The sequence below is a fragment of the Marinimicrobium sp. UBA4509 genome (assembly GCF_002388575.1).
In the GTDB taxonomy this organism is placed as follows: Bacteria; Pseudomonadota; Gammaproteobacteria; order Pseudomonadales; family Cellvibrionaceae; genus Marinimicrobium; species Marinimicrobium koreense.
Window position 1 is genome coordinate 43,700 of sequence record NZ_DGMV01000064.1, and the last position, 7,469, is coordinate 51,168.

The following is a 7,469-nucleotide window of genomic DNA, read 5'->3' on the forward strand; positions in this document are numbered from 1 at the left end:
CGAAGCCCGCATCCGCCGTCACCCCTTGTCCGGTGAGCACCCCGTTGGGCGCGAATTTACCCCGGAGGGCACGGTGCCGGGTAACCTCTTCTCAAACCCTCGCTTCACGGATGAAGCGAGGGAGCTACAGGGACGTATTCATCGCGTTTTGAGAAGAGGTTACCCGGTAGCGTGCCCGGACTCCCTACGGAGTCAATCTCTGACGCAGTATCAAGCCGCCCAATCCTGATCCAACTCGGAGCTCAACAAGGTCCCGCGCAGCGAATTCGGTAATGCCTCTTCGATCAGAATATCCGCAAACTTGCCGATCAACGCCGGGTCATCGCAGCGGAAATTTACCACCCGGTTGTTCTCCGTGCGCCCGGACAACTGACCTGGGTCCTTCTTGGAGTACCCGCTGACCAACACCCGCTCGGTATTGCCCACCATCTTGCGGCTGATGTCCTGGGCCTGCTGGGTGATACGGGTCTGCAGAATTTTCAGACGCTCTTTCTTCACTTCCATCGGCGTCTCGTCCGGCAGATCCGACGCCGGGGTGCCCGGGCGGGGGCTGTAGATGAAGCTGAAGGAGGTATCAAAGCCAATATCATGAATCAGTTTCATGGTGGCCTTGAAATCCGCGTCGGTTTCTCCCGGGAAGCCGATTATGAAGTCCGAGGAGAAGCTGATGTTCGGGCGGTTGGCCTTCAGGCGGCGCAGCTTGGACTTGTATTCCAGGGCCGTGTGGCCGCGTTTCATGGCCATCAGAATCCGGTCTGAACCGCTCTGTACCGGCAGGTGAATATGGCTGACCAGCTCCGGCACTTCGTTGTAGACATCAATCAGCGAGTCGCTGAATTCCACCGGGTGAGAGGTGGTGAAACGGATGCGGTCGATGCCGTCGATAGCGGCGACGTAGGTGATCAGCTCGGCCAGGTCGACCACGGTTCCGTCGCTGTTTTCGCCCCGGTAGGCGTTGACGTTCTGGCCCAGCAGGTTGATTTCCCGCACGCCCTGACCGGCCAGGTGCACGATTTCGGCGAGCACATCGGTGACCGGACGGCTGACTTCCTCGCCCCGGGTGTAGGGCACCACGCAGAAGGTGCAGTACTTGGAGCAGCCTTCCATGATGGAGACAAAGGCACTGACCCCGTCGGACTCTGGCTGGGGCAAGTGGTCAAACTTCTCGATTTCCGGGAAGCTGATGTCCACCACGGCGCTGTCGCCACGCGGGGTCTCGATCATTTCCGGCAGGCGGTGCAGGGTCTGGGGGCCAAAAATCATGTCCACGAAGGGCGCCCGCTTGGAGATGGCTTCCCCTTCCTGGCTGGCCACACAGCCGCCCACGCCGATCTTGAGGTCCGGTTTGGCGTCTTTCAGTGACTTCCAGCGGCCCAGCTCGTGGAACAGCTTCTCCTGGGCCTTCTCCCGGATGGAGCAGGTGTTGATCAGGATCACGTCCGCTTCTTCCGGGTTTTCCGTGGCCACCATCTGGTGCGATTCGCCCAGCAGGTCGCGCATGCGGGCGGAATCGTACTCGTTCATCTGACAGCCGTGGGTCTTGATGTAGAGCTTTTTCGGCGTCGGGGTGCTGTGCTCGGTGGTCATGGCAACAACCTGGTTAAAAAATGGTCAAATTCGAGGTCGCGCATTATAGCGATCTTGGGCCTGAAATCCCATAGATTGATCAAAATCTACCCAAAAATGGGTCTATTCAGCACGGGATTTGTGCTATTCTTCGCGCCCTTTCGATTTGTCTGGAAAACCCGAGCAGTACTATGGCCGCAAAACCCGTCTACAAAGTCATTTTCGTCAATCAGGGCCAGGTCTATGAGGTCTTCGCCTGCGCCATTTATCAGAGCGAAATGTACGGCTTTATTGAAGTGGAAGAGTTCGTTTTCGGTGAGCGCAGCCAGTTGGTGGTCGACCCGTCGGAAGAGAAGCTCAAAAACGAATTCGCCGGGGTCAAGCGCTCCTATATTCCCATGCACGCCATCGTTCGTATCGATGAGGTGGAAAAGGAAGGCGCGGGCAAGATCAGTGAATTCAAGGGCGAGAAGGTCACCCAGTTCCCCTACAGCAATTTTGCCCCCAAGCCGGGCTCGGATAACTGAGTCCGGACGCCATCGCTGGCGGCTGATCTTTCTACCTACCGGCTGAAAAACCGGATCAGTCGCCCGATCAGCATCCGCAGGTGGGCCATCATGGCCCAGATGAAGCCCGCACCCCCCACCAGTAAGCTCGCCAATACCACAAGCTCCTGCTCGATCGATGGTTCGATCAGCGTATTGGCGATATACAGCCCAACCACGCCGAGAAAGAACAGCGAAACCCCCAACCGAAACTGGCGGAAGCCCTGCTCCAGAGAGCCGGTGTAGTGCGCCTTTAGGGCGGCGAGCCATGAGTGCTTCATAAAATTGCCGGGTTCGCGATTGAAAAGCGTGTATTCCGCGTTAATTTACGGTATATAGCCGTCTGACGGCGCCGGTCCCATGGCGCCCCGGAACGTAAAGGCAGGACCACGATTGAGCACCCAACCCCTACCGCCCCGGGGCCCCTCCGACGGCGACACGCTGGATTATATCGCCGAGCAACTGGAAACCCGAGGCTATGCGGTGATACCCGCCGCTGTCCCCCCGGCACTGGTGGATCGGCTGTTTATTGAACTCAAGCAGCTCGACAGTGCGGAGTTCAAACCGGCGGGTATTGGCCGTCAGGACGACTTTCAGGTTAACCGGTTTGTGCGCTCGGACCAAATCTGTTGGTTGCAGGGGCAAAGCGAGGGCGCCGGCGGTTTTCTCGATTGGATGGAGCAACTGCGCCAGGGGCTCAACCGCCGCCTGTTTCTCGGGCTGTTTGATTACGAAGCCCACTTCGCCAGCTACCCGCCCGGCGCCTTTTACAAGAAGCACCTGGATGCGTTCAAGGGGCAGTCCAACCGGGTGCTGTCCACGGTCTTTTATCTCAACCCCCAATGGCAATCGAATGACGGTGGCGAGCTGGTGATTTACGCCGAAGACGGTGAGTCAGAGCTGGAGTGCGTCCGTCCCGAATACGGCAAGCTGGTGATTTTCCTCAGCGAAGTGTTCCCCCACGAAGTCCGTCCCGCCCAGCGTGAGCGCTATAGCATTGCGGGCTGGTTCCGGGTGAATAACAGCTCGGCGTTGGTTCCTGATCCGCCCAGATAGTGGCGTCTACCCGGCGCAGGGAAGCAGGAATCCCGCTTGGCCTTTGTGGATTGAGCTGCTATCGTCAATGATTCCGCGCTGTTGCAGCGCGAGCATCACTCACAGCAGTAGGGATCCGGCTATGCAGATTGACTGGCGCGAATACGCCTGTGGCGACTTCTACGACGAACTGATCAGCTCCCCCGGCAACCCGCGCAAAGCGGCCCGCCATCTGGCCAATTACCTTGCCTCTCTCAGCGGCGAGGAGCTTCAGGAGCGCAAGCTCTCCGCCGAGCTGGCGATCAAGACCATGGGGATCTCCTTCACCGTCTACAGCGACGCGGGCAATATTGACCGCGACTGGCCCTTTGACATCATTCCCCGGGTGATTTCCCAGCGCGAGTGGGAAAAAACCGAGCGCGGCCTGATCCAGCGCCTCAAGGCACTCAACTGCTTTATTGACGATGTCTACAACGAGCGCAAGATCATCAAGGACGGGGTTTTCCCGGAAGAGCTGTTGGCGGATTCCAAAAACTTCCGGCCGGAGTGCATTGGCATGAAGCCGGCGTTTGGGGTCTGGGCGCATATCTGCGGCACCGACCTGATTCGCGACGAGAAAGGGCAGTTTTACGTCCTGGAAGACAACCTGCGGGTTCCCTCGGGCGTGTCCTACATGCTGGAGAACCGCAAGGTCACCAAGCGGGTGCTGCCGGAGCTGTTTGAAAACCATACCATTCTGCCGGTGACCGAATACCCCAACCAACTGTTCGATACCCTGGCGGCGATTTCTCCGCGCCCCATGGAGTTTCCCGAAGTGGTGGTACTTACTCCGGGCATCTACAATTCCGCCTATTTTGAGCACTCCTATCTGGCTCAACAGATGGGTGTGGAGCTGGTGGAAGGCAGTGACCTGGTGGTAGAGGATGACATGGTGTACATGCGCACCATCAATGGCCTGGCCCGGGTGGATGTGATTTACCGGCGGATCGATGACCTGTTCCTCGACCCGGAGATGTTCAATCCCGATTCGGTGCTGGGTGTACCGGGGTTGATGCGCGCCTGGCTCAAGGGCAATGTCGCCTTGGCCAATGCCCCCGGCGCAGGGGTGGCGGATGACAAGCTGGTCTACACCTACGTGCCCAAGATGATCAAATACTACCTGGACGAAGACCCGATTCTGCCCAATGTGCCCAGTTATCTGTGCAACGACAAAAAGGATCGGGACTATGTGCTGGCCAACCTCGACAAACTGGTGGTCAAGCCGGCCAATGAGTCCGGCGGCTACGGTATGTTGATGGGGCCCCAGGCGAGCAAGAAAGAGCGGGAAGCCTTCGCCCAGAAGATCAAGGCCAATCCGCGCAACTATATGGCGCAGCCGTTGATGTCCCTGTCCACGTCGCCGGTGGTGACGCCGCGCAACGCCGAACCGCGACACATCGACTTGCGGCCGTTCATTCTTCAGGGGCGGGATCATCATGTCACCCCCGGTGGCCTGACCCGGGTGGCGATGACCAAGGGCTCCTTTGTGGTGAACTCCTCCCAGGGGGGTGGCAGTAAAGACACCTGGATCGTGGTTGAGGGGGATAAATAAGATGTTGTCACGAGTTGCAGAACGTATTTACTGGATGAGCCGATACATGGAGCGCAGCGAAAACGTGGCGCGCCTGGTCAATGTCAACTCTCACCTGCTGATGGATCTGCCCCGGGGTATCCGGGTGGGCTGGGGCTCACTGATCAAAATCAGTGGCACCGGCGATTACTTCAATCGGGGCGATACCGAGGAAGCCGATGAGCGCACGGTGGTGCGCTTCATGCTGTCGGATCGCGACAATCCGGCCTCGCTGCTCAACTCACTGAGCTGGGCGCGGGAGAATGCGCGTATCACCCGGGAAATCATTCCCATGGAAGCCTGGGAGCTGATCAACAACCTGTATCTCGAGGTGAAGGACAATCTGTCCAAGTCGGTGGCCCGGCGCGAGCGCAACCGCGTGCTGCATACGGTCATTGCCAGCATTCAGCAGTTCACCGGTCTGCTGGCGGGCTGTATGAGTCACAACAGCGCCTATGACTTCATCCGCATCGGACGCAATCTGGAACGGGCCGATATGACCACCCGCATTGTCGATGCCGGCTCGGCGAACCTGTTGCCCCACCTCAGCGGTGAGGAAGATGTACTGGAGCCCTACGACAATATTCTCTGGATGAGTGTGTTGCGCTCGCTCAGCGCCTATCAGATGTACAGCCAGCATGTGCAGGACCGGGTGAACGCGGAGGATGTGGTGACCTTTCTGTTGCAGGACGGTATGTTTCCGCGTTCAGTGTCCCACAGCCTGGGTGAGCTGGAATCCTGCCTGCACAAGTTGCCCAACAGTGATGAAGCCCTGCGGGCGGTGACCGGCGTGCGCCGTCGCCTGCGCAGTGCCAACATCCCCGAGCTGCTCGAATCCGGCCTTCAGGAGTACGTCGACAACGTGCAACTGGAAGTGGCGGATATTCACCGGCAGATTGCCAATACCTGGTTCCTGCCTGTCGCCCCTCAGGCCCAGAGCCAATAACCCCTATGAAAGACTTCAAGTGCACCTGCGGCCAGCGCGTTTTCTTTGATAATAGCGAGTGCCTGAACTGCGGGCGCCTGCTGCGGTTTGATCCCGAGCGGCAGGATATGGTGGCGCTGATCCGCGAAGCCGACGGAGTGTTGGTGAGTGCCTCGGGCGAACGCTTTCACGACTGTCGCAATCACATCGAATATCAGAGCTGCAACTGGGTGCTGCCCGCCGGTGATCGTCACCGCTACTGTCGGTCCTGTCGATTGAACAAGATCGTACCGCACCTGGAACGCCCCGGGAATGTGCGCCACTGGGCCAAGCTGGAATCGGCCAAACGCCATCTGATCTACACCCTGATGCAGCTCGGGCTGCCGGTGCAGGGGCGTCATGAGGCGCCCAAAATCGGCCTGCAGTTCGCGTTCCTGGAGGACAGCCGCTCCAACGCCAATGTGCGTGAATCCTATGTGGCCACCGGCCACGCCATGGGGTTGATCACCCTGAACCTGGCCGAGGCGGACGATGCCTACCGGGAGCGGATTCGCCAGCAACTGGGGGAGTACTACCGGACCCTTCTCGGGCACTTTCGCCACGAGAGCGGTCACTATTACTACGACCTGCTGGTGCGGGGGACGGCCTGGGAGCAGGAGGTGATCGAGGTGTTTGGCAATCCCCACGTGGATTATCAGCAAGCGCTGAAAAGCCATTATAAGCAGGGGGGCAACCCGAATTGGCAGGGTACCCACATCAGCGCCTATGCCTGTTCACACCCGCTGGAGGATTGGGCCGAAACCTGGGCGCACTACCTGCACATGTGGGATACCCTGGACACCGCCCGGGCCTTTGGCTCCGCCCCCGTGGTGGCGACGGATTCGGTGGACGAGCTGGTCCAGAGCTGGGTGGAATTGACCGTGGTGCTCAACGCCCTGAATCGCAGCATGGGCCTGCCGGACGCCTATCCGTTCGTGCTGACCGACTCAGTGATCGCTAAGCTTCGTGTGATTCATCGGGTGATTGCGGCTGCCAGTCAATAGGCGGCAGTTGAACGAATGCCTCCACCAGGCGCGCATCCCAGGCTTTTTTCAGTTCCCGCAGATACTCATCGTCTTCATCGAAGCGGTTATGCTGACCGGTGAAGGAGTCCTTCTCGTAGCGCAGCAGCTCGATGGGAGGCCCCACCGTCAGGTTACTGCGCATGGTGGAGTCCATGGAGACCAGGGCGCACAGAGCGCTGGTGTCCAGGTCGGTCTTGGCGGTCAGGATACGGTCCAGAATCGGTTTGCCGTACTTGCTTTCCCCGATCTGCAGATAGCGGGTGTCTTTCGACGTGGTGATATGGTTGCCCGCCGGATACACCATCATCACCCGGGGCTTCTCGCCCTGGATCTGCCCGCCGATGATAAAGCTCGCCTCAAAGTTGGCGCTGGTGTTATCGGAGTGTTTTTCCTGCTGGGCGCGATTGACCTCACCCAGATATTCGGCGGCGTCGCTCATGGACTCAACCGTTTTCAGGCTCTGTTCGGCACCATCCTTTATGTCCCGCTTCAAGCGGGAAATCACTGCTTGGGTGGTGCCCAGGTTCCCGGCGGAGAGCACCACAAACTGACGTTCGCCCTCAATTCCGAAGCGGTACATCTTGCTGTAGGTGCTCACCTGGTCGACCCCGGCGTTGGTGCGTGAATCCGAACAGAACACCAATCCGTTCTCGACGTTGATGGCCAGGCAGTAGGTCATAGTTGGGCTCGCCCAGTAACTCAAAGGGCGCCTTGGTTAAGAGCAG

Annotated in this window: 8 protein-coding genes; 5 read left to right on the plus strand and 3 right to left on the minus strand. The window is 59.0% G+C overall.

What is annotated here, in order from left to right:
* Positions 1 to 210: 210 nt before the first annotated feature.
* On the minus strand, positions 211 to 1,587 hold the full coding sequence (gene miaB / locus B3520_RS12770; RefSeq protein ID WP_286805110.1) for a tRNA (N6-isopentenyl adenosine(37)-C2)-methylthiotransferase MiaB: 1,377 nt from the start codon (positions 1,585 to 1,587) through the stop codon (positions 211 to 213).
* Positions 1,588 to 1,757: 170 nt separating this feature from the next.
* Between miaB and B3520_RS12775 the strand changes: the two genes are divergently transcribed.
* Entirely contained in the window at positions 1,758 to 2,093 is a 336-nt protein-coding gene (locus B3520_RS12775) for a DUF1820 family protein (RefSeq protein ID WP_024460702.1), read from the plus strand.
* Positions 2,094 to 2,128: 35 nt separating this feature from the next.
* Here the strand turns inward: B3520_RS12775 and B3520_RS12780 are convergent, their stop codons facing one another.
* Positions 2,129 to 2,392, minus strand: a complete 264-nt coding sequence (locus B3520_RS12780) for a hypothetical protein (RefSeq protein ID WP_246004354.1) — start codon at positions 2,390 to 2,392, stop codon at positions 2,129 to 2,131.
* A gap of 112 nt (positions 2,393 to 2,504) precedes the next feature.
* Here B3520_RS12780 and B3520_RS12785 point away from each other — a divergent pair, with 112 nt between their 5' ends.
* The 4 genes from B3520_RS12785 to B3520_RS12800 all read left to right on the plus strand — a co-directional run bounded on the left by B3520_RS12785 (position 2,505) and on the right by B3520_RS12800 (position 6,723).
* Positions 2,505 to 3,167, plus strand: coding sequence for a 2OG-Fe(II) oxygenase (locus tag B3520_RS12785; RefSeq protein WP_286805108.1), 663 nt, complete (start codon positions 2,505 to 2,507; stop codon positions 3,165 to 3,167).
* A 121-nt stretch (positions 3,168 to 3,288) separates the two neighbouring features.
* On the plus strand, positions 3,289 to 4,737 hold the full coding sequence (locus B3520_RS12790) for a circularly permuted type 2 ATP-grasp protein (RefSeq protein WP_123637794.1): 1,449 nt from the start codon (positions 3,289 to 3,291) through the stop codon (positions 4,735 to 4,737).
* Between the two features lies 1 nt (position 4,738).
* Entirely contained in the window at positions 4,739 to 5,701 is a 963-nt protein-coding gene (locus B3520_RS12795) for an alpha-E domain-containing protein (RefSeq protein WP_024460698.1), read from the plus strand.
* A 5-nt stretch (positions 5,702 to 5,706) separates the two neighbouring features.
* Positions 5,707 to 6,723 carry a zinc-binding metallopeptidase family protein gene (locus tag B3520_RS12800; RefSeq protein WP_286805104.1) on the plus strand — a complete coding sequence of 339 codons (1,017 nt, stop codon included), beginning with the start codon at positions 5,707 to 5,709 and terminating at the stop codon, positions 6,721 to 6,723.
* Here B3520_RS12800 and B3520_RS12805 read toward each other — a convergent pair.
* Positions 6,677 to 7,423: a peptidase gene (locus tag B3520_RS12805; RefSeq protein WP_123637792.1), complete on the minus strand. Its 747-nt coding sequence runs from the start codon at positions 7,421 to 7,423 to the stop codon at positions 6,677 to 6,679. The genes B3520_RS12800 and B3520_RS12805 overlap by 47 nt on opposite strands.
* Positions 7,424 to 7,469: the final 46 nt, after the last annotated feature.

What these genes read in the sequence shown, in the direction of transcription:
- B3520_RS12805 (WP_123637792.1), bottom strand. Translation starts at nt 7,423, where the DNA reads ATGACCTACTGCCTGGCCATCAACGTCGAGAACGGATTGGTGTTCTGT.
- B3520_RS12800 (WP_286805104.1), top strand. Translation starts at nt 5,707, where the DNA reads ATGAAAGACTTCAAGTGCACCTGCGGCCAGCGCGTTTTCTTTGATAAT.
- B3520_RS12780 (WP_246004354.1), bottom strand. Translation starts at nt 2,392, where the DNA reads ATGAAGCACTCATGGCTCGCCGCCCTAAAGGCGCACTACACCGGCTCT.
- B3520_RS12795 (WP_024460698.1), top strand. Translation starts at nt 4,739, where the DNA reads ATGTTGTCACGAGTTGCAGAACGTATTTACTGGATGAGCCGATACATG.
- B3520_RS12790 (WP_123637794.1), top strand. Translation starts at nt 3,289, where the DNA reads ATGCAGATTGACTGGCGCGAATACGCCTGTGGCGACTTCTACGACGAA.
- B3520_RS12775 (WP_024460702.1), top strand. Translation starts at nt 1,758, where the DNA reads ATGGCCGCAAAACCCGTCTACAAAGTCATTTTCGTCAATCAGGGCCAG.
- miaB (WP_286805110.1), bottom strand. Translation starts at nt 1,587, where the DNA reads ATGACCACCGAGCACAGCACCCCGACGCCGAAAAAGCTCTACATCAAG.